Annotated in this window: 25 protein-coding genes; 17 read left to right on the top strand and 8 right to left on the bottom strand. The window is 73.9% G+C overall.

Features of this window, described 5'->3' with window-relative positions:
• Positions 1-7 precede the first annotated feature (7 nt).
• The 7 genes from OG309_RS16585 (at position 8) to OG309_RS16555 (ending at position 5475) form a co-directional block, all read left to right on the top strand.
• Positions 8-685, top strand: a complete 678-nt coding sequence (locus OG309_RS16585) for a hypothetical protein (RefSeq protein ID WP_329421690.1) — start codon at positions 8-10, stop codon at positions 683-685.
• A gap of 5 nt (positions 686-690) precedes the next feature.
• Positions 691-1398 (top strand): 4'-phosphopantetheinyl transferase family protein, encoded by a 708-nt coding sequence (locus OG309_RS16580; RefSeq protein WP_329421688.1) that lies wholly within the window; start codon positions 691-693, stop codon positions 1396-1398.
• On the top strand, positions 1395-2519 hold the full coding sequence (gene rsgA, locus OG309_RS16575) for a ribosome small subunit-dependent GTPase A (RefSeq protein WP_329421686.1): 1125 nt from the start codon (positions 1395-1397) through the stop codon (positions 2517-2519). Before OG309_RS16580 ends, rsgA begins: the two co-directional genes overlap by 4 nt.
• 201 nt (positions 2520-2720) lie before the next feature.
• A complete protein-coding gene (locus OG309_RS16570) occupies positions 2721-2870 on the top strand; it encodes a hypothetical protein (protein ID WP_329421685.1) in 150 nt (49 codons plus the stop codon).
• A gap of 51 nt (positions 2871-2921) precedes the next feature.
• Positions 2922-3944, top strand: coding sequence for a guanitoxin biosynthesis L-enduracididine beta-hydroxylase GntD (gene gntD / locus OG309_RS16565; protein ID WP_329421684.1), 1023 nt, complete (start codon positions 2922-2924; stop codon positions 3942-3944).
• Positions 3945-3979: 35 nt separating this feature from the next.
• Positions 3980-5275, top strand: a complete 1296-nt coding sequence (locus OG309_RS16560; RefSeq protein ID WP_329421683.1) for a cation:proton antiporter — start codon at positions 3980-3982, stop codon at positions 5273-5275.
• A complete protein-coding gene (locus OG309_RS16555) occupies positions 5275-5475 on the top strand; it encodes a hypothetical protein (RefSeq protein ID WP_329421682.1) in 201 nt (66 codons plus the stop codon). Before OG309_RS16560 ends, OG309_RS16555 begins: the two co-directional genes overlap by 1 nt.
• Positions 5476-5634: 159 nt before the next feature.
• Here OG309_RS16555 and OG309_RS16550 read toward each other — a convergent pair whose 3' ends face one another.
• Together OG309_RS16550 and OG309_RS16545 are read right to left on the bottom strand one after the other, a co-directional pair.
• Positions 5635-6081, bottom strand: coding sequence for a sigma factor-like helix-turn-helix DNA-binding protein (locus OG309_RS16550; RefSeq protein WP_329421680.1), 447 nt, complete (start codon positions 6079-6081; stop codon positions 5635-5637).
• 2 nt (positions 6082-6083) lie between these two features.
• Entirely contained in the window at positions 6084-6476 is a 393-nt protein-coding gene (locus OG309_RS16545) for a DUF6479 family protein (RefSeq protein ID WP_329421679.1), read from the bottom strand.
• Positions 6477-6611: 135 nt separating this feature from the next.
• Here OG309_RS16545 and OG309_RS16540 point away from each other — a divergent pair, with 135 nt between their 5' ends.
• Together OG309_RS16540 and OG309_RS16535 are read left to right on the top strand one after the other, a co-directional pair.
• Complete coding sequence (locus OG309_RS16540) at positions 6612-7121, top strand: SigE family RNA polymerase sigma factor (RefSeq protein WP_329421678.1); 510 nt, start codon at positions 6612-6614, stop codon at positions 7119-7121.
• Between the two features lie 50 nt (positions 7122-7171).
• A complete protein-coding gene (locus OG309_RS16535; RefSeq protein WP_329421676.1) occupies positions 7172-8485 on the top strand; it encodes a hypothetical protein in 1314 nt (437 codons plus the stop codon).
• A gap of 64 nt (positions 8486-8549) precedes the next feature.
• On the opposite strand, the gene OG309_RS16530 is transcribed toward OG309_RS16535, so the two are convergent.
• Entirely contained in the window at positions 8550-10241 is a 1692-nt protein-coding gene (locus OG309_RS16530; protein WP_329421674.1) for a bifunctional 3'-5' exonuclease/DNA polymerase, read from the bottom strand.
• A gap of 77 nt (positions 10242-10318) precedes the next feature.
• Entirely contained in the window at positions 10319-11575 is a 1257-nt protein-coding gene (locus OG309_RS16525; protein ID WP_329421672.1) for a helix-turn-helix transcriptional regulator, read from the bottom strand.
• A 158-nt stretch (positions 11576-11733) separates the two neighbouring features.
• On the opposite strand from OG309_RS16525, the gene OG309_RS16520 reads away from it, so the two are divergent.
• A complete protein-coding gene (locus OG309_RS16520) occupies positions 11734-12651 on the top strand; it encodes an NADP-dependent oxidoreductase (protein WP_329421670.1) in 918 nt (305 codons plus the stop codon).
• A gap of 97 nt (positions 12652-12748) precedes the next feature.
• Here the strand turns inward: OG309_RS16520 and OG309_RS16515 are convergent, their stop codons facing one another.
• The 3 genes from OG309_RS16515 to OG309_RS16505 form a co-directional block, all read right to left on the bottom strand.
• Positions 12749-13225, bottom strand: a complete 477-nt coding sequence (locus OG309_RS16515) for a DUF1877 family protein (protein WP_329421669.1) — start codon at positions 13223-13225, stop codon at positions 12749-12751.
• Between the two features lie 208 nt (positions 13226-13433).
• Positions 13434-15524 (bottom strand): ABC transporter permease, encoded by a 2091-nt coding sequence (locus tag OG309_RS16510; protein WP_329421668.1) that lies wholly within the window; start codon positions 15522-15524, stop codon positions 13434-13436.
• On the bottom strand, positions 15518-16255 hold the full coding sequence (locus OG309_RS16505; RefSeq protein WP_329421666.1) for an ABC transporter ATP-binding protein: 738 nt from the start codon (positions 16253-16255) through the stop codon (positions 15518-15520). The genes OG309_RS16510 and OG309_RS16505 overlap by 7 nt, the downstream gene beginning before the upstream one ends.
• Positions 16256-16413: 158 nt before the next feature.
• Here OG309_RS16505 and OG309_RS16500 point away from each other — a divergent pair, with 158 nt between their 5' ends.
• The 3 genes from OG309_RS16500 (at position 16414) to OG309_RS16490 (ending at position 20262) form a co-directional block, all read left to right on the top strand.
• Complete coding sequence (locus OG309_RS16500) at positions 16414-17655, top strand: DUF2786 domain-containing protein (RefSeq protein WP_329421665.1); 1242 nt, start codon at positions 16414-16416, stop codon at positions 17653-17655.
• Between the two features lie 122 nt (positions 17656-17777).
• Positions 17778-19835, top strand: coding sequence for an FUSC family protein (locus tag OG309_RS16495; protein WP_329421664.1), 2058 nt, complete (start codon positions 17778-17780; stop codon positions 19833-19835).
• Between the two features lie 214 nt (positions 19836-20049).
• Positions 20050-20262: a DUF397 domain-containing protein gene (locus tag OG309_RS16490; RefSeq protein WP_329428368.1), complete on the top strand. Its 213-nt coding sequence runs from the start codon at positions 20050-20052 to the stop codon at positions 20260-20262.
• A 74-nt stretch (positions 20263-20336) separates the two neighbouring features.
• Here OG309_RS16490 and OG309_RS16485 read toward each other — a convergent pair whose 3' ends face one another.
• Positions 20337-20840, bottom strand: a complete 504-nt coding sequence (locus OG309_RS16485; RefSeq protein ID WP_329421662.1) for an ATP-binding protein — start codon at positions 20838-20840, stop codon at positions 20337-20339.
• Between the two features lie 349 nt (positions 20841-21189).
• Between OG309_RS16485 and OG309_RS16480 the strand changes: the two genes are divergently transcribed.
• From OG309_RS16480 to OG309_RS16465, 4 genes are all read left to right on the top strand, one after another.
• Positions 21190-22062, top strand: coding sequence for a helix-turn-helix domain-containing protein (locus OG309_RS16480; RefSeq protein WP_329421660.1), 873 nt, complete (start codon positions 21190-21192; stop codon positions 22060-22062).
• A gap of 103 nt (positions 22063-22165) precedes the next feature.
• On the top strand, positions 22166-23635 hold the full coding sequence (locus OG309_RS16475) for an aldehyde dehydrogenase family protein (RefSeq protein ID WP_329421657.1): 1470 nt from the start codon (positions 22166-22168) through the stop codon (positions 23633-23635).
• 92 nt (positions 23636-23727) lie between these two features.
• Entirely contained in the window at positions 23728-24267 is a 540-nt protein-coding gene (locus OG309_RS16470; protein ID WP_329421656.1) for a DinB family protein, read from the top strand.
• 53 nt (positions 24268-24320) lie between these two features.
• Positions 24321-24935, top strand: coding sequence for a PadR family transcriptional regulator (locus tag OG309_RS16465; RefSeq protein ID WP_329421654.1), 615 nt, complete (start codon positions 24321-24323; stop codon positions 24933-24935).
• The last annotated feature ends 38 nt before the right edge of the window (positions 24936-24973 follow it).

The following is a 24973-nucleotide window of genomic DNA, read 5'->3' as shown; positions in this document are numbered from 1 at the left end:
GGTCAGCATGAGTTTCGACCAGATCGTCCGGACGACCCACTGTCCCTTCGCCAAGCCGTCCCGTATGGGCACCCCGGTCAGCGTCCCCGGCAGGGACGTCGAGGCCGGACTGCGCGAACACCGCGACACCATCGAGGAGTTCTTCGCCTCGGCGCGCGAGCGGGAGCTCGACGGCATGCTGCTCACCTTCGAGGACCCGGAGCTCGGTGCCACCCTGCCGGCCCTGATCCGTCTCACCCGGCGCTTCTTCGAGGCCCTGTGCGACCTCTATCCGTCGGTGTACATCCAGGACGACCCGGATCCGGACGAGACCTGGTACGCGATGATCGGCGGCGAGCGCTTCTTCGTCGTCTCCTTCGCGCCCTGCTACCCGGAGCACTCGCCGCGGTACAACTTCGGCAGCCCGCAGACCTACTTCCTGCTCCAGCCGGCCTCCACCTTCGAGCGGAACGCCGAGCTGATCGACCGCCGCCGGGTCCGCATCCAGCGGGCGTTCAAGGCGACCGGCAAGCCGTACGACGCGGAGCTGGCCAACCTCGAGAACGACATGTTCAAGTCCGTCATGCCGATCGACCCGATCGACCGCCCCGTCCGGTGGTGGGAGGACGCGGCGACCGTGACGGCGCTGACGGCGCTGGCAGAGCAGGCCCCGCGTCCGAAGGTCGAGCTGCGGAAGGCCGGCTAGCTCCGATGATCGAGGAACTGCTGCCCCGGCCGGTCGCGACCGCGGAAGCGTTCGGCGACCCGGCCGGGGTGCCGGTCCCCTTCCCGGGCGAGGAGCACCTGCTCGCCCGTGCCGTCCCCGCGCGGCGCCGCGAGTTCACCACCGCCCGGGCCTGCGCCCGGCGGGCCCTCGGCGGACTCGGCGTGGCCCCCGTCGCCATCCCGTACGAGGCCTCCCGGGCCCCGCGGTGGCCGGCCGGGATCGTCGGGAGCATCACCCACTGCGCCGGCTACCGGGCGGCGGCCGTGGCCCGTGCCACGGAGCTGGCGGCGCTCGGCTTCGACGCCGAACCGCACGCCGCGCTCGACCGGACCGGGGTGCTGCACCTGGTCACCGGCGAGCAGGAGCGGGCCCACCTCGCCGAACTGGCCGCGGTCCGGCCGGACGTGCACTGGGACCGGGCCCTGTTCAGCGCGAAGGAGAGCGTCTTCAAGGCCTGGTCGCCGCTGACCGGCCGGTGGCTGGACTTCAAGGAGGCCACCGTCTCCTTCCAGCCGCGCACCTCGACCTTCACCGCCCGGCTCCTCGTCGAGGGGCCGGTGGTGGACGGCGTACGGCTGACCGGGTTCGAAGGAGGGTTTCTCGTCAAGGACGGTCTGGTCCTCACGGCCACGACCGTACGGCGGCCCGACAATGGCCCCGATCCGCACCATCGATCGAGGGGACCGCTGTGACCAGCGCCTTTGAACCGACACTCGCCTCCTACGGCTGGGATTCCGACTGGGCGGACGCGTTCGCCCCGCACGCCGGAGCCGGGCTCGTCCCGGCCCGGGTCGTACGGGTCGACCGCGGCCGCTGCGAGGCGGTCGCCGCCACCAGGGCCGACGCCGCGGCGCCCGTGGCGCCGTTACGCGCCGACACCGGGCCCGTGCTCGGCGCCGACCCCACCACCGCGCCCTGCACCGGGGACTGGGCGGCCGTCGAGGCGGCCCCCGCCACCGGCGGTGGCCCGGTCGTCCGGGCGCTGCTGCCCCGCCGCACCCGCTTCACCCGCTCCACCTCCTCGGCCCGCTCCGAAGGCCAGGTGCTCGCCGCCAACATCGACCTGGCCGTCATCGCGGTCTCGCTCGCCGTCGAGCTGGACCTCGGGCGGCTGGAACGCTTCCTCTCCCTCGCCTGGTCCAGCGGCGCCCAGCCCCTGGTCGTGCTGACCAAGACCGACCTCGTCCCCGACATCACCCACCTCGTGGCCGATGTCGCCGAGGCCGGCCCCGGAGCGGAGGTGTTCCCCGTCAGCGCCTTCGACGGGTACGGCCTGGACGCTCTCGCCGGGGCCCTGGCCGGTCGGACCTCGGCCCTGCTCGGCCAGTCGGGCGTCGGCAAGTCCACGCTGGTCAACGCCCTGCTGGGGACCGAGGAGCAGGAGTCGGGGGAGGTGCGCGGCAGTGACGGCAAGGGCCGGCACACCACCACCACCCGCGATCTGCTGCCGCTGCCGTCCGGCGGCCTGCTCATCGACACCCCCGGGCTGCGCGGGGTCGGCCTCTGGGAGGCGAACGACGGCCTCACCCAGGTCTTCGCCGAGATCGAGGAACTGGCCGCCCGCTGCCGCTTCCACAACTGTGAACACCACGCCGAACCCGGCTGCGCGGTCCTCGCCGCCGTCGAGGACGGCACCCTCTCGCACCGCCGGTTCGAGAGTTACCGCAAACTGCTGCGCGAAAGCGCCTGGATCGCCTCGCGCACCGACGCCCGGCTGCGCGCCGAGCTCGGCCGTGAATGGCGCCGACGCGAGGCCGCGGGGCGTGAGATGTACGAGCGCAAGCGCGGCGGGAAACACCGTAAGGCCTTCTGATGGTGGTCCGGCCACACCCGCTTCTCGGCCAAGGGCGGCGGATGTGGCCACTTGCAGCCAGTGCACCTTGGTGCCAACCGAACTTCTTGTAGCGCCCGTTCGGCCCCTGGCAGATTACTCAACGACGGCAGGTCACAAACCTCTGTCGGGCTAAATCGAGTAAGCCACAAGCCACTTCGAGGGAATCGGACGGTAAGAGAAATGCGACGCAAGGCTTTTGTCTACCTGGTCTCGTGCGCCGTGGCCCTCTCGGCGACGGTGATGAGCGCCTCCGCCGCGCAGGCCGCGGACACCCTGCACACGAGCAAGACGAGCGTGACCGACAGCGGCGACAGCTGGGGCTGGGACTAGCCCAGGGCCGCCCACGGCCCCTACCCACCATGCCAGAGAGGGCGAATTCCCGTGACCATTGACCAGGGCGTACTCCACTACGACTTGTCCACCGACGAAGTCGCCCACCTGGACGCGCTGATCGCCGAACTGAAGCAGGCGGACTGCGACCCGGGCCACCCGCGCTTCCACGACGAGGCCTGGGAGCTGACCGGCCGGCTGCCCGTGGGGCTGCGGAAGTTCCTCGCGGAGTTCCGCCGTGACGACCCGGCCGCCGCATTCAAGATCCGGGGATTCGACGTCGACGATCAGGGTGTCGGGCCTACTCCCGGTAACTGGTCGGACGCCGCCTCCTCGCTGAACACCCGGCGCGAGGAAATCTTCCTCTCGCTCATCGGGAAATGCCTTGGCGAGATATTCAGCTGGCCCACCCTGCAGTCCGGCCGGATGATCCAGAATGTGCTGCCGATCGCCGGCGAGGAGAACGAGCAGAGCGGTCACGGCAGCGATGTCCTGCTGGAATGGCACACCGAGGACGGATTCCACCCGTACCGCTGTGACTATCTGGCCCTTTTCGGAATCCGCAACCACGACCGGGTGCCGACCACCGTCGCCTCCATCCGTGACGTGACCCTCAGCGCGGAGACCCGGAAGGCGCTGTCCGAGCCCCGCTTCTACATCCTTCCGGATGACGAGCACCTGCGTCAGCTTGCCGTCCAGCAGCCCGACCACCCGGGGCTGCTCCGGATGCGGGCCATGCGCGAGACCCCGGAGCCGGTCGCCGTCCTCTTCGGCGCCCCCGACTCCCCGTACCTGCGGATCGACCCCTTCTTCATGCGGTGCGTCGACGGTGACTCGGTCGCCGAACAGGCCCTGAAGGAGCTCGTCGCCGAGCTGGAGCGGGCCACCCGGGACGTGGTGGTCGAGGCCGGCACGCTGCTCGTCGTCGACAACTACCTCGCCGTGCACGGCCGCAAGGCCTTCACCGCCCGCTACGACGGCACGGACCGCTGGCTCCAGAAGGCGATCATCACCCGTGACCTGCGCAAGTCGCGGGAGACCCGGGACACCGCCGCCGGCCGTGTCCTGATCTGATCCACCAGGAGTAGAAGCAGAGGGGGAGAGACGCGATGGCAGCGTCCCATGCTGTACCGATCGACGCGGTGGTCCTGGCCGACGTGGCGATCGTCCTGCTGGTCGGGGCCGTCATGGTCCGGCTCGCACGGCGGATCCACCAGCCGCCCGTGGTGGCGGAGATCGCCGCCGGACTGATGCTGGGGCCCAGTCTGCTGGGGCTGCTGCCGGGGAACCTGCCCGAGCTGATCTTCCCGCCCGAGGCCCGGCCGATGCTGTCGGCCGTCTCCCAGGTCGGCCTCGCGCTCTTCATGTTCCTGGCCGGCTGGGAGCTCGACCTGGGCAAGCTGCGCGGCCGCACCGCCTCGGTCGGCTCCACGGCCGTCCTCGCGATGGCCGTCCCCTTCGCGGTGGGTGCCGGCGCGGCGGCGCTGCTGTACGACTCGCTGGCACCCGCCGGGGTGGGCCAGGACATGTTCGTGCTCTACCTGGCCACCGCCTTCTCGATCACCGCGTTCCCGGTGCTCGCCCGGATCATCCGGGACCAGAACCTCGGCGCCACCCGGGTCGGCACCACCGCCATGGCCTGCGCCGCGGCCGGTGACGTGGTCGCCTGGTGCGTGCTGGTCCTGGTCGTCGCGATGGCCGGCTCCGGCGGCACCGGCGGGTTCTTCGAGGTCCTGGCGTGGACGGCGGCGTACGCGGCGGCGATGCTCCTCGTCGTACGGCCGCTGCTGCACAAGGTGCTGCGCTGGTCCGGCAGCGGCCGGCTCGCCGTCGTGGCGGCCGGTGTGCTGCTCTCCGCCTACGCCACCTCGTGGGTCGGCATCCACGCCATCTTCGGCGCCTTCGCCTTCGGCCTGATCATGCCGAGGCAGGGTGCGGGCGAGCGGGACGCCGAGCTGCACCGGCTGATCGAGGTGCCGCTGGAGAAGGTCTCCTCCCTGCTCCTGCCGGTCTTCTTCGTGGTCACCGGCCTCTCCGTCGACGTCGGCGGGCTCGGCTGGTCCGGCCTCGCGGCCCTGCTCCTCGTGCTGGTCGCCGCGGTGGTCGGCAAGTTCGCGGGCGCCGCGATCCCGGCCCGGTTCTCCGGGATGAGCTGGCGGGACGCGGGGGCCTTCGGCACGCTGATGAACACCCGCGGCCTCACCGAGATCGTCATCCTCGGCATCGGCCGCCAACTGGGCCTGATCGGGCCGGAGCTGTTCACCATGATGGTCCTGATGGCCCTGGTCACCACGGCCATGGCGGGCCCGATCCTGCGCCTGCTCGGCGTGGGCGGCCCGACGCCCGAACCGGACCTCGCCGCGCTCACCGGCACCCCGGCCAAGGAAAAGATCGGAGCCGCCTGATGCACCCCGCCCGCCCCTTCGGCTACGAACACCGCGCCAACGGCACCGTCGTGATCACCCGCGGCTGTCGCATCGTCTCCGTCGTCCGCGGTGACGGCGAGGTCGGCCGCTTCCTGACCGAACTGGCCGAGGCCACGGCCGGCAGCGGCAGACAGCGGGTGCTCACCCGCTGGGCGACCGGCGCCGTACCCGCGGCGTGAACGCACCACAGGGCCTGTCCCCCCGGACCGGGGGGACAGGCCCTGTGGCGTTCCGCGCGTGAGGCGGGGCCGGGATGCGTGTGTCAGGCGGGGTCCGGGTTTCGGGTGCCAGGCGGGGTCCGGGACTCGTGTGTCGGGCCGGGTCCGGTCTTCCGTGCGTCAGGCCGGGTCCCGCTCGGGCATCTCGTCGCTCTCCGCGACCCGGCGCCGGGCGCGGGCGGCCAGCTGCCGGGTGGCGGCCGGGGTGAGCCCCATGGCCGCGGCGATCTCGTCGACGGGGACGCCGAAGTCGTCGTGCAGCACGTACGCGACGCGCTCGGCCGGCGGCAGGGCGTCCAGGACGGCCTCCTCGCCGGGCCCGGCGCCCAGCGGCCCCGGCTCCGGCCCGCTCCACGCCGCCTCGCGCTCCCGCAGCCGGGCCAGGCAGACCCGGACCAGGACGGACAGGGCGGGCGTGGGCGCGCCGGCCGGGGCGGGGGCGGGCGCGCCGGGCCCGGCGCCGCGCTCCGCCTCCCGCAGGGCCGCGTCGGCTTCGGTGTCGGAGCCGAGCAGGCGGTACGCGACCGCGCGCGGCCGCGTACCGGTGCCCATGGCGTGGGCGTCCACGGTCAGTCGCCGTGTCCCGTCCCGCCGCTGCCGAAGCCGCCGCTGGAGATGCCGCCCCACTTGCGCTTCTCCTCGCTCGGGGGGTCGGGGGAGGTCTCGGTGCCGGCGTCCTTGAGCTGGTACGGCATGAGCCGGTGTTCTCCGTCGGTCTGCGGCATCTCCGCGGGCCTGCGGTACTCGGACATCTCACCGGGCAGGGCGTCGGTCTCCGGGCGGTGTGGCTGCTCCTCCGGAGCGGGCGGACGCGACTCGCGGTCCTTGAGGCGCATGCCGAGCACGAAGGCGCCGATGAGGACGACGACCACGACCAGCCCGCCGAGGACCTGGGCGAGACCGGACTGCCAGACACCGGCCGCCGTGGTGACCTGGGCGGAACCCACGAGGAAAGTGTTCATACTCCAGGGATACCCCCTTTTGCACCGTTTCGTCCTGCGAGGGGAATCCGGTTCTGAAACATTTCCCGGGGCCCATCGCGTATGTGGTGTGTAAGCGCACCGACAGCGAACACGACACGCGACGGAAGGGGGGACATGAGACAGTCCCGCGCGGACGAGTTCCTGGAGTTCGCCGCCGCCCGTTCGGGCCACCTGTTCCGCTCGGCATGCCTGCTGACCAGCGGAGACACCCATCTCGCCGAGGACCTGGTGCAGGACACGCTCGGCCGGATGTACGTCCACTGGGGGCGCATGACCCGAAGCGGCAACCCGGCCGGGTACGCACAGACCGTCCTCGTACGCGGCTTCCTCAGCCACCGCAGACGCCGCTCGGCCACCGAGCGCCCCCTCGGCGAGCTGCCCGACCGGGCTCCGGACACCGGCGAGGACCCCGCCCTGCGGATCGCCCTGCTCGACGCCCTGGCCCAGCTCGCCCCCAAGGACCGCGCGGTGGTCGTGCTGCGGTACTGGGAGGACCGCAGCGTCGAGGAGACGGCCGACGCCCTGCACGTCAGCTCGGCGGCGGTCCGCACCCGCTCCACCCGCGCCCTGGCCACGCTGCGCCGGCGGCTCGGCGGCAGCATCAGCGAGTTCGCCACCCGCTGACCGGCCCACAGACCTTTCCCGACCCATGAACCGGAGACGGTGATCCCGCCATGCCCCAGCACGAAGAGAACGACGTGACGAACGCACGATTCGAGGAGGAACTGGGCGCGGTCCTGCGCCGCACCGGCGACGGCTTCGGCCCCGACGACCGCCGCGAGCTGGCCTCGGGCGGCCTCACCCGGGGCCGCCGCCGCATGCTGCGCCGCCGCCTCGCCATGACCGGCGGCGTCCTGGCCCTCGCCGGGATCGCCCTGGGCGGGGCGTACGGCGGCTCGGTGCTCGGCGGCATGGACGTGGACGCCGTGGGCGGCGTGGGCGGCGCCTCGGTGGCGGCGGCTCCGAAGCCCGGCGGCAGCGGCAAGGCCGAGCAGCCGGGTCCGAAGCGCGGTGACGAGCCGCGGATCCCCGTCGCCGATCTCGCCGCCGTCCTCAAGGCCAACACCCCGCCCGGGACCTGGGAGATCCAGGACCCGGACGGCAGTGGCCAGGCCGTCACCGCCGTCTACGACGACGGCAAGGGCAAGGCGGCCGTCTCCGTCGGCCTCTACCGCGCCGACGGCGCCTGGTCGGCGGACCAGATGAGCTGCCCGGACAAGGTCGCCGTCCCCTACGACCGCTGCGTCACGGAGAAGCTGCCCGGCGGCTCCCGGCTGCTGATCGTCGAGGGGTATGAGTACCCCGACAAGCGCGTGGAGACCAAGAACTGGCGGGCGCTGCTGCAGACCAAGGAGGGCTTCATCGTCGACGCGAGCGAGTACAACGCGGCGGCCGAGAAGGACTCCCCGATCACCCGTGAGAACCCCCCGTTCTCCGCGACGCAGCTGAAGAGCCTGGTCACGGCGGCCGGCTGGCGTCCGCTCCTTGAGCAGCTGCCGCCTCCGCAGACCAAGCCCGGCGGCTCCACCACGACCCCGGAGACCCACGAGCCGAGCGCCGCCGCCGTCCAGGCCACCCTGCGCTCGCTGCTGCCCAAGGGCCAGGGCCTCCGGGTCGTCGGCAGGGGCGGCGAGGGCGGGTACGGCTACCTGGTCGTCGACGACGGCAAGGGCCGGAGCCTCGTCCAGATCAACGTCCAGCCGGGCATGACGGGCATCCGCAACGACGTCTTCGGCGGCTCCGACGTCACCACCGAGGCCGACGGCACGCGGGTGAAGCTGTTCGAGCAGCCGGGCGAGAAGGGCGGCCAGGGCGTCGTCTGGTGGGGCGCCGACACCCTGGGCCTCGACGACTTCCGGGTCGTCGTCTCCGCGTTCAATTCCGGCACCCAGCACGATGCGGCGACGCGCCCCGAGCCGGCGCTGACGACGCAGCAGATGAAGGCGATCGCGCTGAGCCCGAAGTGGCGCGCGCTGACCGCGAAGTGACCCCCTGAGCGACGGGCCGGGCCTCGGCGGAGGCCCGGTCCGTCTTCACCTCTCCCGATCCGCCTCACTTCGCCTCCGAATACCGCTCCACCGTCGCCGTCGTGAACGGGAACCGCACCGGCGTCTCCCCGAACGCGATCCGCCCCGCCTCGTCGCCCGCCGCGCGGATCGCCTCCGTGACCGCCGCCGCCTCCTCGGCCGGGCAGTGCACGATCACCTCGTCGTGCTGGAAGAAGACCAGCTCGGCCCGCATCCCGGCGGTGGCGCGGCGCAGGGATGCCAGCATCAGCAGGGCCCACTCGGCGGCGCTGCCCTGGACCACGAAGTTGCGCGTGAAGCGGCCCCGGGCGCGCGCGTCGGTCGACGCGTACCCCGGCACGTACTGCTCGGGAGCGTCCTCCGCGGCGGCGGTGGCCTGCGGCAGACCCGCCTCCTCGTCCTCGCCGCCGCCCGCCGCCTTCGGGCTGGTGCGGCCCAGCCAGGTGCGCACCAGCCGGCCCTCCTCGCCGGCCTTCGCCGCGTCGTCCACGTACGCCACGGCGCGCGGGAAGCGGCGGCGCAGCGCGGCCAGGTTCTTCAGGCCGTCGCCGCTGGTCTGCCCGTAGACCGCGCCGAGCAGCGCCAGCTTGGCGTGGTCGCGGTCGCCGGAGAAGGCCCGGTCGGAGAGCCGGGTGTACAGGTCGTCGGGGTGTCCCGCGACCTCCATCAGGCCGGGGTCGCGGGAGATCGCGGCCAGCACCCGCGGCTCCATCTGGTCGGCGTCGGCGACCACCAGCCGCCAGCCCTCGTCGGCGACCACGGCCTGCCGGATCACCTTGGGGATCTGCAGCGCGCCGCCGCCGTTGGTGGTCCAGCGTCCGGTGACCGTGCCGCCCGGCTGGTACTCCGGGCGGAAGCGCCCGTCGCGCACCCAGTCGGCCAGCCAGGACCAGCCGTGCGCGGTCCAGATCCGGTAGAGCTTCTTGTACGCGATGAGGGGCGCGACCGCCGGGTGGTCGAGCTCCTCCAGCTCCCAGCGCCGGGTGGACCGCACCCGGATCCCGGCCCGCGCGAAGGCCCGCACCACGTCGGCGGGCAGGTCGGGCCGCACCCGGTGCCCGAACGCGGCGGACACCTCGTCGGCCAGCTCCGTGAGGCGGCGCGGCTCGCCGCCGCCCGCGTACCGCTCGCCGAGCAGTCCGCGCAGCACCTCCCGGTGCACGTCGGCCCGCCAGGGCAGCCCGGCCCGGTGCATCTCGGCGGCGACCAGCATGCCCGCGGACTCGGCGGCGGTGAGCAGCCGCATCCGCCCCGGGTGCTCGGCCCGGTCGTGGCGCCGCTGCTGCTCCGCGTACACGTCGAGCAGCGCCTCGAAGGGGAGTCGGGCGGCCGCCACCGGCTCGAAGAGGGAGTCCTGCGAGCCGGGTTCGGCGGCGCGCGGCGGCGGGTCGGGCGGCACCGGCGCGTTCCGCAGGCGGGCCCAGGCGGCGGCGGCCGAGCGGGGCTCGCCGAGCCGTCCCTCGTGGCCGAGGAGGAGCTGTTCGGCCACCTCGACGTCGTAGCACCGCTCGACGCGGACGCCGGCGGCGAGCAGACGCGGATACACCTCGGAGGTGGCGCGCCAGACCCAGCGGGCGACGTCCGGGCGGGAGCGGACGGCCGCCACCAGGTCCGGCTCGCGCCGCACCTCACCGGCGGGCAGTCCGTCGGGCCCGAGGGCGACGAGCAGCGCCCCGTCCCCCTCCGGCTCGGGCGCGAGTGCCCACCTTTCGGTCACGAGTGCGAGTCTGGCACCCGCCACTGACAATCACCGGGAGGCGGCCCGCGCCGCCCGGTCCCGTCGTGCCTCCCGGTTCAGGCTGCCTTGTGGAAGAGGGCCGCGGCCTCGCCCCGGGAGCCGACGCCCAGCTTGTTCAGGATGTTGGCGACGTGGAACTTCACCGTGGACTCGCTGATGTGCAGTTCCTGCGCGATCTGCCGGTTGCGGTGCCCGAGCGCCAGGTGGGTCAGCACCTCCACCTCGCGCTCCCCGAGCCCGGTCAGCGGGCTCATCGCGGCGGCCGGGGCGTCCGGTGTGGCGAGCGGCACGGTCGCGGTGAGGGTGGTGCCCCAGCCGGGCACGGCGTCCAGCTCCAGGCGCCCGCCGAGCACCTCCAGGCGGTCGGTGACGCTGCCCGCGCCGAGCGGGCAGGCGTCGAGCAGCCCCGGCCCGTCGTCCCGCACGGTGGCCCGCAGTTCGTGCTCCGTCAGCGTCCAGCCGACGTGCACCCGGGAGACGGCCTCCTGCTCCAGGACGATCAGGAGCAGCGCACGGACGATGGCCCGCGTGCCGTGCGCGACGTCGGCGGGCAGGGTGCGGACCGACTCCGGCGGGCCGAGTTCGAGGCGTACGGGGCTGTGCCGCAGCATCGGGCGCAGCACGTCGGAGAGGCGGGCGAAGGCCTCCAGGGCGGGTTCCTCGGCGACCGACCTGTCCCGCTGGGACTCGGCCCGCAGCTCGATCAGGGACGACACGGCCAGGTCGGTGGCGGTCGCGCGGGCGGCGGAGTCGTCCAGGGCGCGGCTGCGCAGCACCCCGAGGAGCCCGGAGAGCGCGGCGGCGTGCGCGGTGGTGAGTTCGGCGGTCACCCGCGCCCGGGTGTCCGCCGCCGTCCGCGACCGGGCCAGGGCGTCCGGCACGGCCTCGCTCGCGAACCGGTCGAAGTGGCTGGTCACCAGGTCCCACAGGGCCTGCGCCAGGGCGAGTTCGGGTGCGCCGGCCGGCTCGGCGCCCTCCTCCCGTACGAGGACGAGGACCGACCCGCGGGGCGTGGCGTCGCTCCGTACCGCGACCACCTCCCGCTCGGCCCCGCCGACCCATGCGGGCCCCTGCCAGGGCTCGCCGGGGATTCCGGCGGCGAGCAGCGGGGTGAGCTCGGCGGCGGTGAACGGCAGCTCGGCGCCGCCGCTCCGCTTGAAGGGCGAGTGCGCGCAGTGCGTGGACAGTTCGACCGCGGCGCGGTGCGGGATCAGCGGCTCCAGGACCTCGGAGAGGCGCGGCAGGATCTCGCCCAGCGGCTGCCGGATGACGTCGTGGGCGGCCAACAGGGCGCTGGTGGCGGTCAGTTCCATGGGGGCAAGCGTACGGCCGTCCTTTCGGTCAGGTGGGACTGTCCGTTCGGACGGCGGGGCGGGGGTGGTCCGGGACGGATGCTGGATCCATCGGAACGGATCACAACGCACTCCTCCGGATCACCGAAGACGGATCCGGAGCAGGGAGACGGGGAGTCATGGAAGCGATCGTGTACGGGGAGTTCGGCGGCCACGAGGTCCTGCGTCACGAGTCGGCCGTGGCCGTGCCCGAGCCCGGCGCGGGCGAGGTGCGGGTCAAGGTGGCGGCCGTCGGCGTCAACCCGGTGGACTGGAAGCGCCGTTACGGCTGGGTCGAGGAGTTCTACCCGACGACCTTCCCCGCCGTCCCCGGCCTGGAGTTCGCGGGCACCGTCGACGCGCTCGGCGAGGGCGTGACCGGAGTGCGCGTCGGCGACGAGGTGTTCGGCTGGACGAAGACCGGCGCCTACGCCGAGTACGCCCTGGCCGGGACCATCGCCCCCAAGCCCGCCGCCCTCTCCTGGGAGCAGGCCGCGAGCATCCCCGTCGCCGGCGAGACCGCGCGGCGGGTCCTCGACCTGCTGGACGTCGCCGCGGGCGAGACGCTGCTCCTGCACGGCGCCGCAGGTGCCGTGGGCGCGGTGGCCGCGCAGCTGGCCGTCGCGGCGGGCGTGACGGTGATCGGCACGGCCTCGGAGCGCAACCACGCCTTCCTGCGCGGGCTCGGCGTGACCCCCGTGACCTACGGCGAGGGCCTCGCGGACCGGGTCCGCGAGGCCGCCCCGCAGGGCGTCGACGCGGTCTTCGACGCGGCCGGGCACGACACCCTGCCGGTCTCCGTCGAGCTGCTCGGCGGCGAGAAGTCCCGCATCGTGACCATCGCCGCCCCGGACGCCCACGAGCACGGCATCGTCTTCTCCGGCGTCACCGTCGAGGAGACCGTCGCGCGCCGCCTCCTCACGGAGCTGGCCGCCCTGGTGGCCGACGGCCGGCTGCGCCTCGACCTCGCGGAGACCTTCCCCCTGAAGGAGGCGGCCCGCGCCCAGGAGCTCAGCGAGTCGGGGCACGTCCGCGGCAAGCTGGTGATCCTGCTCTAGGGAGCACCCCGCGGGGAGCACCCCACGGGGACCCCTCCAAGGCGCACCCCGTGGGGATCGCCCTTCCAGCGCGCGCCCCGGGGCGCGTCGCGGCGGCTCAGAACCAGCCCGCCTTGACCACCGTGTGTCCGGCCGCCGCCGCCCGCCCGTAGAACGCCCGCAGGTCCCGGTGATGGCCCCGGAAGATCTCCAGGACCAGGGCCTCGGCCCAGCCGGGCCCGAAGGAGGCGAGGATCTTGGCGCCCGTCACCTCCCACAGTTCGTCGAAGGGGACGTCCGCGAGGAACGCGGCGGCGGCGCGGACCTCGGCCGGTTCGAGGAGGAGCAGCGGTGGGTCCGGGACGGCGTCACCGGGTGCCCCGGCCGGCTGTCTGCCGCCGAAGACCGGCAGCCACCCGGCCACGTCGGTGCTCGCCGCGTAGAGCTCGTGGACCAGGCCGAAGTCCTTCTCGATCGAGTCGGCGACCCCCGCCGCGCACTCCACCTGGTGGTGCTCCCAGGCTCTCGACATGAAGGCTTCGAGCCAGGCGTGGTCGTCCAGGATCTCGGACATCGCGGCAGCCCGCAGATGCATGTGCACAGTCCCCCCGTTCGACGGCCCGCACACCGGACCGACGTCCGAAAACCTACCCGCCCGCACTGACAGACGCGGCTCCGCGGCCACGGGGCCGCCTGGAACCGGAGGGGGACGACACGGGGGTGCGGCCCCGCCGGACGGCACGGGACAGGGACCCGGCTCCGACCCCGGTCCCTGTCCCGTCCCGACTCCCCAGCCTCTCCCGTCAGCGCGAGAGCCGCCACGCGGGGAGCGCCGAGGCAGCCGTCGCCACCACCGCGCACACCCCCGCCACGGCGCCCGCCTGCGCCCACGGAACCGCGAGCGCGACCGGTGCGGAGAGCGCCGCGAGTCCGGCCCCCAGGCCGGCGAGGCAGACCGCGGCGACGGCCAGGCCCAGCACCGCGCCGATGCCGACGGCCAGCAGGGTCTCGCCCGCGACCACCCGCAGGACCTGCGCCCGGGTGGCACCGGCCAGCCGCAGCGAGGCCAGTTCCCGCCCGCGCACGGAGGTCGCCATGAGCAGCGTGTTGGCGAGGGCGATCACCGTGTAGAGGACGGCGATGCCGAGCACCAGGAGCAGGCCGAGGCGGGTCTGCGGGGTGCTCGCGGCAGCACCGGGGAAGGCCGCCGCCGCCCAGGCGTCCGCGGTGCGGACGGTCCCGCCGTGGACGGGCGCGGGCCGGTCGGCGTCGATCCGGTCCACGGTCGCGCCCGGGGCGTTCGCCCAGGTCACATAGGGTCCGTTGTCCCCGGTCCCGCGCGCGAGCACCGCGGCGACCCGCAGCCGCACCGGCCCCCGGCCGTCCGCCGTCCACACCTCCACCGGCTCGCCGACCCTGTGCCGCTCGAACTCCTCGGTGACGACGATCGACCGGTCGTCCAGGTCGCGCGGGTCGCCCGCGACGACCGGCAGCCGGGCGTACGAGGCCCAGGCGGCGGGGTCGGCCACGGCCCGCGCCCCGTACTTGACCAGGGCCTCCGCCCCGTCCCGTACGAAGACGGAGGTCGCGCCGGTGGCGGACCCGGGCCCGGAGCGGGGCAGCCCGGTGCCCGTCGTGACGTACGCGGCGCCCGTCTGCGCCCGCGCCTCCGCCGCCCGCGCGCCGGCCACGGTCGCCGCCGAGCCGAGCAGGGTGCCGGTGAGGGCGACCGTCACCAGGACCGGGGCGGCGACCGCGGCGGTCCGGCGGACGGCGGCCGCGCCGTTCTCCCGTACGAGCGTCCCGACCGCCCCCGGCAGCCGCAGCGCCCGGGCGGCGGGGCGGACGAGGAGCGGGGCGAGCAGGGCGGCGCCGGTGATCAGGAGCATGGGCTGGGTGACGTACGTCTTGCGCTTCAGGAGTTCGGACGGCTCCGTCGCGCACGTCCACGCCAGCAGGCCCAGGCCGCCGAGCAGCAGACCCGCGCCGAGCAGCGCCCGGCCGAGGGGGAGGACGTCCGCGTCGACGTCCGCCTCGCGGAGCGCGGCGGCCGGGCCGGTCCGTCCGGCCCGGCGGGAGGCGGCGAAGGCGCCCGCGAGGGCGACCGTCACCCCCGTCCCGAACGCGACGGGGAACGGCCAGGTCACGTCGCCGCTCCCGATCGTGAACCAGTCCGGGGCCACCCCGCCGTCCACCAGGGCCCGGGCGAGCCACGGTGCGCCGGCCGCGCCGAGCAGACACCCGGCCGCCGAGGCGAGGACGCCGACGCAGGCCGCCTCGGCGAGCAGCGTCCGCCGCAGCTGCCCGGGGGTGGCGCCGGCGGTGCGCAGCAGTCCGTACTCGCGGCCGCGCAGCGCGACCGCGAAGGCGAAGGTGGAGGCGACGACGAAGACGGAGACGAAGGCGGTGACCCCGCCCGCCGTGCCGAGCAGGGCGTTGAGGGTGACGAGTGCCTGCGCGTCGCGGCCCGCGTCGGGGTCGGCGAGCCGCCGCTCGGCGCCCGTGAGCACCCGGGCCCGCCCGTCGGTCAGGGCCCGGACCTCGTCGGCGGGGGCGTCGACCCCGACGGCGTCCGGTCCGCCGGAGACGGTGACGGTCCAGCGGGCGCGCAGCTCGCGCAGGAGTTCGGTGTCCACAGGCTGTGGACGGTCGAGCGGCACGTCGACGACGGCCGTCCCCGGCCCGCGCCGCACCTCGGCGGAGAGCCGGTCCTGACCCTGCACGACGACGGGCGAGGACGCGAATCGCTGCGGGGCCCGCTCGGGCGCGTGCGCGGTGGCGGCCAGCCCCAGCCCCATGACGACGAGCAGCCCCACCCCGAGCCCGAGCGCGAGGAACCCGCCGAGGAAGGACGCCCAGCGGGCCCGCAGCCCGGCGACGAGGACGGTCAGCACGAGCGGCCTCCCGTCACGGTCTCCAGTCCGGCCATCCGCCCCGCGACCGACTCCGCCGTGGGCGCGTGCAGTTCGCCGCGCACGCGGCCGTCGACCAGGAAGACCACCCGGTCCGCGCGGGCCGCGGCCGCCGGGTCGTGGGTGACCATGACGAGGGTCTGCCCGTCGTGGTCGACGAGCCCGCGCAGCATGTCCATGACCTCGCGGCCGGTCGTGGAGTCGAGCGCGCCGGTCGGTTCGTCGCCGAACAGGACGGCGGGAGCGGTGATCAGCGCGCGGGCCAGCGCGACCCGCTGCTGCTGGCCGCCGGACAGTTCGCCCGGCCGGTGCCGCTCGCGCCCCGCGAGGCCCACCCGGTCGAGGGCCTCGCGCACCCGGGCCCGGGACGGCCGGCGGCCGGCGAGCAGCAGGGGCAGGGCCACGTTCTGGGCGGCGGTCAGCGAGGGCAGCAGGTTGAACGACTGGAAGACGAAGCCGATCCGGTCCCGGCGCAGCAGCGTGCGCCTCCGCTCGCTCAGGCCCTCCAGGGCGATCCCGCCGACCTCGACCGTTCCGGCCGTGGGCCGGTCCAGGCCGGCCGCGCACTGGAGCAGCGTGGACTTTCCGGAGCCGGAGGGGCCCATCACGGCGGTGAAGCTGCCGGTGGGGAAGTCGAGGTCGACGCCGTCGAGGGCGCGGACGTCTCGGTGGTGGCGGCGCAGGCCGCGGAGCCGGACGGCGTAGGAGGTCATGGACCAAGCCAACCGTCCGCGCCGTCCCGGATCACGCCCCCAGGAGGGCGCCTTGGGGGTAGGGCCGGCCCTACCCCCGACGGCGACCTGGGACGATGGCGAGGGGACACACAGGGTGTGGAGGAGCGAGGCGCAGTGCGGTCGAGGAGGCACCCGGCATGAGCAGAGGCACCGGCAGGCGCGGCGGCGCGGACACCGGCCCCGGTCCGGGCGCCCGGACCGGCAACGGCACCGGCAACGGGACCGGCACCCGTACCGGCTCCGCCGGCGACGGTACGGGCGAGGCCGTCCGCGTCGTCGAGGAGGCCCTCAAGGCGCTGTACGGGAACGACGACAGGGCCCTGGACACCGCGGCCTCCCTGCTCGCCGCCGCCCCCGGCGCCGACGCCGAACTGGCCCGGCGCGGCGCGGAGTTCGTCCGCTCCCTGTGGGAGCGCGGCTGGCAGCCCGCCGACCTCGTCCGCCTGGCCCGCCGCGACCTGGCCGAGGAGCACGTCCGGCTCCTCTCCGGCCTCGTCCGCGCGGAGACGGCCCGCTACGAACGCCTCCCGCACCGCTGGCAGGCCCAGCTCGACGCGCTCGAACCGGCCGGCTGGACCGCCGACCGCTTCTCGTACGCCACGGGCGTCCTGGAGCTGTACCGGCTCCTCGTCCGGCTGCCCCGCCTCGACGCGGTCGGCCCGGTGCCGGGCGAGGTCCTGCCGCCACCCGTCGCGGGCGAGCCCAAGACGCTGGGCCGGATCCGCGCGCTGCTCGCGAAGGCCGAGGCGACGACGTACGCGGAGGAGGCCGAGGCGCTGACCGCCAAGGCCCAGGAGCTGATGGCCCGCCACAGCCTCGACGAGGCGACCCTCGCGGCGGGCGCGCCCTCGCCGGAGACGCCGGGGGCGCTCCGGATCGGTGTCGACGCGCCGTACGAGCAGGCGAAGGCGATCCTGCTGGACGCGGTGGCGACGGCGAACCACTGCCGGGCGGTGTGGAACGAGGGGCTCGGCTTCTCGACGGTCGTCGGCTTCGAGGCCGACCTGGACCCGGTGGAGCTGCTCTACACCTCGTTGCTCGTGCAGGGCACGGCCGCGATGACCCGGGCGGAGGCGGAGCAGCGGGCCGGCGGCCGCAAGCGCACCAAGTCCTTCCGCCAGTCCTTCCTCCTCGCCTACGCGAACCGCCTCGGCGCCCGCCTCTCCGCCACCTCCCGCCGCGTGGCCGCCGAGGCCCCGACGCTCCTCCCCGCCCTCGCCACCCGCGAGGTCGCGGTCACCGCCCGCACGGACGAGCTCTTCCCCGAGACCCGCACCAGCAGGGTCCGAGCCGCCTGGGACGAGGACGGCTGGACCCACGGCACGACGGCGGCGGACCGGGCGGGCCTGGGGTCGCCGCCGCGGGGCGAGATCCGCTGAGGCACGGTCGGGGAACGGGGCCGGGCCCGGCGGGCGCCGTCCCCCGCCGGCCCGCGACCCCGCCGCTCCCCGCCTTGCCCCCGAATGCCCGTTTCGCCCCCCATCGCGGCTAGGCTCGCCCCATGAGCTGGCTCCGGGCGCTGAAGGAGACCGCGCGCTCGGGGCTCTCCGTCGAGCGGCGGCGGCTGGAGCCCGCCGTGGCCGCGCGCGGGGCGCTGGGGCTGGCGCTCGTCGTGGGGGTGTCGCTGGCGCTGTTCGGGCCCGCGGTGGCGGCGTCGTCCGCGTTCGGCGCGTTCCAGGCGGCGATCGCGACCTTCCAGCGCTCGTACCGCCCCCGCCCCACCCTCGCGCTGGCCTCCGGCGCGAGCCTCGCCGTCTCGACCTTCCTCGGCTATCTCACCGCCTCCCACACGGTGCCCTTCCTGATGCTGCTCGCCGTGTGGACCTTCCTCGCGGGCCTGGCCTGGGCCGTCGGGCCGACCGTCGGCATCATCGCCTCCTCCAACGTGGCGATCATGCTGGTCACGGTCACCCTGCCGACCTCCGTCGCCACCGCCGCCGGACACGCCGCGATGATCGCCGTGGGCGGTCTCGTGCAGGCCGCGCTGATCGTCGCCCTGCCCGTGCGCCGGTGGGGCGCCCAGCGCGACGCGCTCGCCGACGCGCTCGCGGCGGAGGCCGACTACGCCCGGCGGCTGCGCCACGACCCGATCGCCTCCTTCGACCCCGTCCCGCTGATGACGGCCCGCAGCGCCGCCGCCGTCACCCCGCGCCAGGCCCGCCGCCGCCCCGCCGAACTGCACGGGGCCCGCGGTCTGGCCGAGCGGATCCGGCCGGTGCTCGCCTCCCTCGCCGACCCGGCCGTCGGCGCGCCCGCCGAGGGCCCGCAGCGGGACCGGGTGCGCGAGCTGCTGGCCGCGGCGGGCGAGGTGCTGGACGCCGCCGCGCACGCCATCCGGCACGGCGAACCGGTCGAGCTGCCGCCCGCGGCCGTCGCCGCGCTGCGCACCCCGGACACCGGCGCGATCCTCACGGGCGCGCCCCGCCGGGCCGCCACCCGGCTCGCCGCGCTGCTCGGCGACGTGATGGAGACCGCCGAGCCCCGCACGGAGACGGCCGCCGAGGCCCGCAGCCGCCCGACCCTGGTCGCGCTCGTGCCGGTGGCGCTCGCGAGGATGCGCGCCGAGCTGCGCCACGAGTCGCCGATCCTGCGCCACGCGGTCCGGGTCACGGCGGTCGCCTGCGCCGGCTACCTGATCGGCACGGCCCTGCCCCTGGGGCACGGCTACTGGGCGCCGATGGCCTCGGTGATGGTGATGCGCCCGGACTTCACGCAGACGTACGCGCGTTCCGTCGCCCGCTTCGGCGGCACCCTCGTCGGGGTCACCCTCGCGTCGGGGATCGTGCAGGCCGCGCACCCGGGCGCGTACGGCTCGGCGGTGCTCGCGGTGCTGTGCGCGTTCGGGATGTACCTGCTGATGCGCACGGGCTACGCGATGAGCCAGGTCTTCGTCGCCGCGTACGTCGTCTTCCTGCTCGGCATGGCCGGCGGGGGCCTCTCCCAGACCATCCGCGACCGCGTCCTGCTGACCCTCCTCGGCGGCGTCCTCGCGATGCTCTCGTACGCGGTCTACCCGGCCTGGGAGACGCCGCGGCTGCGCGGCCGGCTCGCGGACTGGCTGGTGGCCGACGGACGGTACGCGGCCGCCGTCGTCGCCCGCTACGCCGACCCCGCCGGGCCCTCCTGCCCCGACGTGCGCGAGGCGCTGCTCGGCACCCGGACCGCCCGGATCGCCTGGCAGGAGGGGCTGGCCCGGGCCACCCACGAGCCGGTCCGCCACCGGGGCCTGTCGCACGCGGCGGCGGACGAGGCCGGGGACGCGCTGGCCCAGCTCGGCCGGGTCGCCATGCTCCTGGAGGCCCATCTGCCCGAGCGCGGCGCACCGCCCGTCCCGGAGGCCGCGGCCCTGGCGGAGGCGCTGCGCCGCTGCACGGAGCGGGGCGCGAAGGCGGTCCGGGAGCGCAAGGTGCCGCGCTGGGACGAGCTGCGGGAGACGGTCGGGGCGTGGGCCGCGGGGGAGGGGGCGCCGGACCACTTCCTGCTGCGCAAGGGCGCCCCGCTGCTCCTGGAGGCGCTGGACGACCTGTCGCTCGCGCTGACGGAGGCGTCGCGGCGCTGAGGACCCGGCCGAACGGGCGCCCGGGCACGGGAACCGCCTGACCTGCCGTCAAGTCATTCTACGTACAGTCGCGTAGTCGATACGCCACCCCGCGTGCACGTGCATCTGCTCATGCATCGGTATATGAACGCAGCTATGATCCGAGGAAGTTGACACATGCACCAAGCATCTCGGGGAGCTACCAGTGCACCACGCGCATCACGCGTACAACGGCATGGCGGCCACGGAGCTTCGTGGTGTCGTGTGGCAGAAGAGTCGGCACAGCAACTCCCAGGGCTCCTGCGTCGAGTTCGCCAAGCTGCCGGGCGGCGAGGTCGCCGTCCGCAACTCGCGGTTCCCCGACGGCCCCGCGCTCGTCTACACGCCCGCGGAGATAGAGGCCCTGCTGGCGGGCGTCAAGGACGGGGAGTTCGACCACCTGGTGTGAGGACGGGGCCGACCCGGACGTACGAGAGGGCCCCGGTGGCGACTGCCACCGGGGCCCTCCCCCGTTCCTCACCGCTACTCCGGCCCCAGCCGGAACAGCGCCCACACGACCTTGCCGTGCAGCGTGCCCGCCAGCGGGTGCCAGCCCCAGCTGTCACTGAAGGACTCCACCAGGAACAGCCCCCGGCCCGACTCGGCGGCGAAGTCCTCGCCGCCCTCGCGCGCCTCCGGGCTCTCCTGGCTGGGGTCGCGCACGGCGCACACGAGACGTGAGGCCCAGCGCATGAGGTGCAGGCGAACGGGTGGATTCAGGCCTTCCTCGTACGCCGTGCCCGAGTCCGCCGGCACCGCGTGCCGCAGCGCGTTGGTGACGAGCTCCGAGACGACGAGGGCCACGTCGTCGAACCGGTCCGCGAGATCCCAGTTGGTGAGCGTCCGGCTGGTGAACTTCCGCGCGCCGCGCACCGCTTCGTAGCGGGGCGGCAGGGCGCAGGAGGCGGAGTTGGAGACGGCCGCGGGATCGATCGGCGGGAGACCCTGCCGTAACGGCTCGAGCATGGTCGATCCATTCGGTCCCATGCGAGGCACTCCCGGGAATCGCGACTGTGGTGCGACAACTGGTGCGACAACGGTGCGGCAGCACGCGCGAGTACACGGCTGTGCGGGCTCCATGGTTCCGAATGCGCGGTGGGGATGCAAGGGCAGATGCACGTGCACGCGCCGGACCTGTCCGTCCACGTGCCGAATCTGTGCATAAGTCGCCCCGGACGGGTGACCCCGCTGCCCGGAACCCGCCCCCTATCCGTAATCGAATGTGTACGCGCTGAAGCGTTTAGTGGCAGAATCCGGGGCTCGACGGGGGCTCGGCATCGGATTGATCCAGATTGATCTTGAGGGGCGGGAGCACCGTGATGGGGAGGCTTGAGCCGTGACGGCAGGCGAATCGAGCGGGGCGAGCGGGAGCGTGGTGCGCCGCATCCTGCTGGGCTCCCAGTTGAGGCGGTTGCGTGAATCGCGCGGCATCACCCGGGAAGCGGCCGGCTATTCGATCCGCGCGTCCGAATCCAAGATCAGCCGTATGGAGTTGGGAAGGGTGAGCTTCAAGGCCCGGGACGTCGAGGATCTGCTCACCCTCTACGGGGTCGGCGACGAGACCGAGCGCGGTTCGCTCCTCGGCCTGGCCCGCGAGGCGAACGTGGCCGGCTGGTGGCACAGCTTCGGCGACGTCCTGCCCGGCTGGTTCCAGACCTACATCGGCCTCGAAGGCGCCGCTTCCCTCATCCGCATCTACGAGGTGCAGTTCATCCACGGCCTGTTGCAGACCGAGGCCTACGCCCACGCCGTCGTCACCCGCGGCATGCCCGGCGCCCCGCGCGCCGAGATCGACCGCCGGGTCGCGCTGCGCCTGGAGCGCCAGAAGGTCCTGGTCTCCGAGCGCGCCCCGCAGTTCCACGCCGTGCTCGACGAGGCCGCGCTGCGCCGCCCGTACGGCGACCGGTCCGTCATGCGGGGGCAGTTGAGGCACCTCATCGAGATCTCGGAGCACCCCAACGTCACGCTCCAGGTCATGCCCTTCAGCTTCGGCGGCCACGCGGGCGAGAGCGGCGCGTTCACCATGCTGAGCTTCCCCGAGTCCGACCTCTCGGACGTCGTGTACCTGGAACAGCTGACCAGCGCCCTCTACCTGGACAAGCGCGAGGAGGTCGCGCAGTACGCGCGGGTGATGGAGCGCCTGCGCGGGGACAGCCCCGACCCGGCAGAAAGCCGCGACCTTCTGCGGGGACTCCTCCAACTCTCCTGATACGTCAGTACGATGACGTGACATCAGTGCGTCTGTGGGTCAGTGCGTCACCGACGCGTTCGTCCGTGCCGACGTCCGCCGCAGCGGGTAAGGGGTCTTGTTCATGTCGTCTGTCTTCTCCGGCTTCACCGAACTGGCCCACCAGTACATCGACGGCGAGTGGAAGCCCGGCAGCGGCTCCTGGGACATCATCGACTTCAACCCGTACACCGGGGAGAAGCTGGCCTCGATCACCATCGCGACCGCGGCCGAGGTCGACCAGGCCTACCGGGCCGCCGAGCGGGCCCAGGCCGAGTGGGCGCAGACCAACCCGTACAGCCGCCGGCTCGTCTTCGAGCGGGCGCTGCGGATCGTCGAGGACAGCGAGGAGGAGATCGCCGAGGCGATCGTCGCCGAGCTCGGCGGCACCCGCCTCAAGGCCGCCTTCGAGCTGCACCTGGCCAAGGAGTTCCTGCGCGAGGCGATCCAGCTGTCGCTGCGTCCCGAGGGCCGCATCCTGCCCTCGCCGGTGGACGGCAAGGAGAACCGGGTCTACCGTCTGCCGGTCGGGGTCGTCGGCGTCATCTCGCCGTTCAACTTCCCCTTCCTGCTGTCGATCAAGTCGGTCGCCCCGGCCCTCGCCCTCGGCAACGGCGTCGTCCTCAAGCCCCACCAGAACACCCCGATCTGCGGCGGCACCCTCGTCGCCAAGGTCCTGGAGGAGGCCGGTCTGCCGGCCGGCCTGCTCAACGTCGTCGTCACCGACATCGCCGAGATCGGCGACGCGCTGCTGACCCACCCGGTCCCGAAGGTCATCTCCTTCACCGGCTCCGACGGGGTCGGCCGGCACGTCGCCACCGTCTGCGCGCAGAACTTCAAGCACGCCGTGCTCGAACTCGGCGGCAACAGCGCCCTGATCGTCCTCGACGACGCCGACCTCGACTACGCCGTGGACGCCGCCGTCTTCAGCCGCTTCGTGCACCAGGGCCAGGTGTGCATGGCCGCCAACCGCATCCTGGTGGATCGCCGGCTGGAGCCGGAGTTCAGCGAGAAGTTCGTGGCGAAGGTGAAGACCCTGCGGGTCGGCGACCCGGCCGACCCCGCCACCCACATCGGCCCGCTCATCAACTCCCAGCAGGCGGAGGCCGTGTCGGCGCTCGTCGACCAGACGGTCGAGGCCGGCGCGACCGCGCTGCTGCGCGGCGCGGTCGAGGGCAACGTCGTGTCGCCCTCCGTCCTCACCGGCATCGCCGCCGACGCGCCGGTGCTCGGCCAGGAGATCTTCGGCCCGGTGGCCCTGATCGTCCCGTTCGACGGCGAGGACGAGGCCGTACGGATCGCCAACGACACCCCGTACGGGCTCAGCGGCGCCGTCCACACGGGTGACATCGAGCGGGGTGTGCGGATCGCGAAGCGCATCCACACCGGCATGATCCACATCAACGACGGCACCGTGCACGACGAGCCGATCGTCCCCTTCGGCGGCGAGAAGCGCTCCGGCATCGGGCGGCTCAACGGCGAGGCGATGATCGAGGCCTTCACCACCCAGAAGTGGATCTCGATCCAGTACAGCCGCAGCCGTTTCCCCTTCTAGGCGGCCGCGTCTAGGACATCATCTGACCTAGATGGCCCGTAAGTTGGTCGGTGTCGGAGGGAAAGCCGACCAACCTACGGAGGGTGGACATCATGGTGGCTCTTGTTCCCGCGGAGCAGCAGGGTGACGAGCGGGGCGCGTTCCTGAACTTCGTGCAGTCGCAGCGCGAGGCGCTCGTCCGGGCCTCCTACGGCCTCACGGAGGAGCAGGCGGCGAGCCGCCCGAGCGCGAGCGAGCTCAGCCTGTCCGGACTGATCAAGCACGTCGCCGAGGTCGAGCTGAACTGGCTCCGGCTCGCCCAGCAGCGCCCGAACGAGCGGCAGCGCGACGAGAGCACCTGGGGCGAGGGCTTCCGGCTCGTCGACGGCGAGACGATCCCGGAGATCGTCGCCTTCTGGGAGGGTGTGGCCAAGGAGACCGAGGAGTTCGTCCGGAGCGTGCCCAGCCTGGACGACGTCTTCCCGCTGCCGCCGGCGCCCTGGTTCCCCGAGAACGGCCGGGTCTCGGTCCGCTGGATGCTGCTGCACCTGGTCCAGGAGATGGGCCGGCACGCGGGCCACGCGGACGTCATCCGGGAGTCCCTGGACGGCAAGGGCTCCTTCGACCTGATCGCCCTGGAGCGCCAGGGCTGAGCCGCTCGCCCTACCCTGGTCAAAGTTGACCAGTGAGTAGGGAGGTCCGTGGGATGTCGGCGATCCGTCTTCTCGTCCTGGGCGCGGTCAAGCAGCACGGCCGCGCCCACGGCTACCAGGTGCGCAACGACCTGGAGTACTGGGGCGCGCACGAGTGGTCCCACGCCAAGCCGGGCTCGATCTACCACGCGCTCAAGCAGATGGCGAAGCAGGGACTGCTGCGCGCCGACGAGATCGCGCCCAGCACCGCGGGCGGTCCGCCGCGGGTCGAGTACGAGATCACGGACGCCGGCCGCGAGGAGTACCTGCGCCTGCTGCGCGGGGCGGTCTCCACCTACGACCAGCAGATGGACGTCCTGTCGGCGGGCATCGGCTTCATCGTGGACCTGCCGCGCGCGGAGGCGGTGGGGCTGCTGCGGGAGCGGCTGCGGGGCCTGGACGCGTGGCGGACCTCGGTCACCGAGTACTACACCCCCGAGGGCGGGCCGGAGCAGCTCGGCCACATCGGGGAGATCATGCACCTCTGGGTCCACTCCGCCGACGCGGGGCGCGCGTGGACGCTCGGCCTGATCGAGCGGATCGAGGCCGGGGCGTACGTGTTCGCGGGGGAGGGCGACCCCTTCGTGGGCGTGCTGGCGGAGGGCGAGGAGAACCCGTATGCGGAGTGACGCGGGCCCCGCGCCGCATAGCGGCGGCGTCCGGAGGC

Origin of the sequence: Streptomyces sp. NBC_01268 (genome assembly GCF_036240795.1) — a bacterium.
GTDB lineage: Bacteria > Actinomycetota > Actinomycetes > Streptomycetales > Streptomycetaceae > Streptomyces.
The sequence above is the reverse complement of the archived record's forward strand: the minus strand, read 5'-3'. Positions and strand labels throughout refer to the sequence as shown.

Excerpts from the sequence above, each read along its gene's own strand:
- OG309_RS16545 (WP_329421679.1), bottom strand. The coding sequence starts at position 6,476 with ATGAACACTTTCCTCGTGGGTTCCGCCCAGGTCACCACGGCGGCCGGT.
- OG309_RS16515 (WP_329421669.1), bottom strand. The coding sequence starts at position 13,225 with ATGCATCTGCGGGCTGCCGCGATGTCCGAGATCCTGGACGACCACGCC.
- OG309_RS16535 (WP_329421676.1), top strand. The coding sequence starts at position 7,172 with ATGCCCCAGCACGAAGAGAACGACGTGACGAACGCACGATTCGAGGAG.
- OG309_RS16560 (WP_329421683.1), top strand. The coding sequence starts at position 3,980 with ATGGCAGCGTCCCATGCTGTACCGATCGACGCGGTGGTCCTGGCCGAC.
- OG309_RS16490 (WP_329428368.1), top strand. The coding sequence starts at position 20,050 with ATGGCGGCCACGGAGCTTCGTGGTGTCGTGTGGCAGAAGAGTCGGCAC.
- OG309_RS16570 (WP_329421685.1), top strand. The coding sequence starts at position 2,721 with ATGCGACGCAAGGCTTTTGTCTACCTGGTCTCGTGCGCCGTGGCCCTC.
- OG309_RS16500 (WP_329421665.1), top strand. The coding sequence starts at position 16,414 with ATGAGCAGAGGCACCGGCAGGCGCGGCGGCGCGGACACCGGCCCCGGT.
- OG309_RS16520 (WP_329421670.1), top strand. The coding sequence starts at position 11,734 with ATGGAAGCGATCGTGTACGGGGAGTTCGGCGGCCACGAGGTCCTGCGT.
- OG309_RS16475 (WP_329421657.1), top strand. The coding sequence starts at position 22,166 with ATGTCGTCTGTCTTCTCCGGCTTCACCGAACTGGCCCACCAGTACATC.
- OG309_RS16470 (WP_329421656.1), top strand. The coding sequence starts at position 23,728 with ATGGTGGCTCTTGTTCCCGCGGAGCAGCAGGGTGACGAGCGGGGCGCG.
- OG309_RS16540 (WP_329421678.1), top strand. The coding sequence starts at position 6,612 with ATGAGACAGTCCCGCGCGGACGAGTTCCTGGAGTTCGCCGCCGCCCGT.
- OG309_RS16525 (WP_329421672.1), bottom strand. The coding sequence starts at position 11,575 with ATGGAACTGACCGCCACCAGCGCCCTGTTGGCCGCCCACGACGTCATC.
- OG309_RS16465 (WP_329421654.1), top strand. The coding sequence starts at position 24,321 with ATGTCGGCGATCCGTCTTCTCGTCCTGGGCGCGGTCAAGCAGCACGGC.
- OG309_RS16505 (WP_329421666.1), bottom strand. The coding sequence starts at position 16,255 with ATGACCTCCTACGCCGTCCGGCTCCGCGGCCTGCGCCGCCACCACCGA.
- OG309_RS16585 (WP_329421690.1), top strand. The coding sequence starts at position 8 with ATGAGTTTCGACCAGATCGTCCGGACGACCCACTGTCCCTTCGCCAAG.
- OG309_RS16495 (WP_329421664.1), top strand. The coding sequence starts at position 17,778 with ATGAGCTGGCTCCGGGCGCTGAAGGAGACCGCGCGCTCGGGGCTCTCC.
- OG309_RS16555 (WP_329421682.1), top strand. The coding sequence starts at position 5,275 with ATGCACCCCGCCCGCCCCTTCGGCTACGAACACCGCGCCAACGGCACC.
- OG309_RS16485 (WP_329421662.1), bottom strand. The coding sequence starts at position 20,840 with ATGGGACCGAATGGATCGACCATGCTCGAGCCGTTACGGCAGGGTCTC.
- OG309_RS16580 (WP_329421688.1), top strand. The coding sequence starts at position 691 with ATGATCGAGGAACTGCTGCCCCGGCCGGTCGCGACCGCGGAAGCGTTC.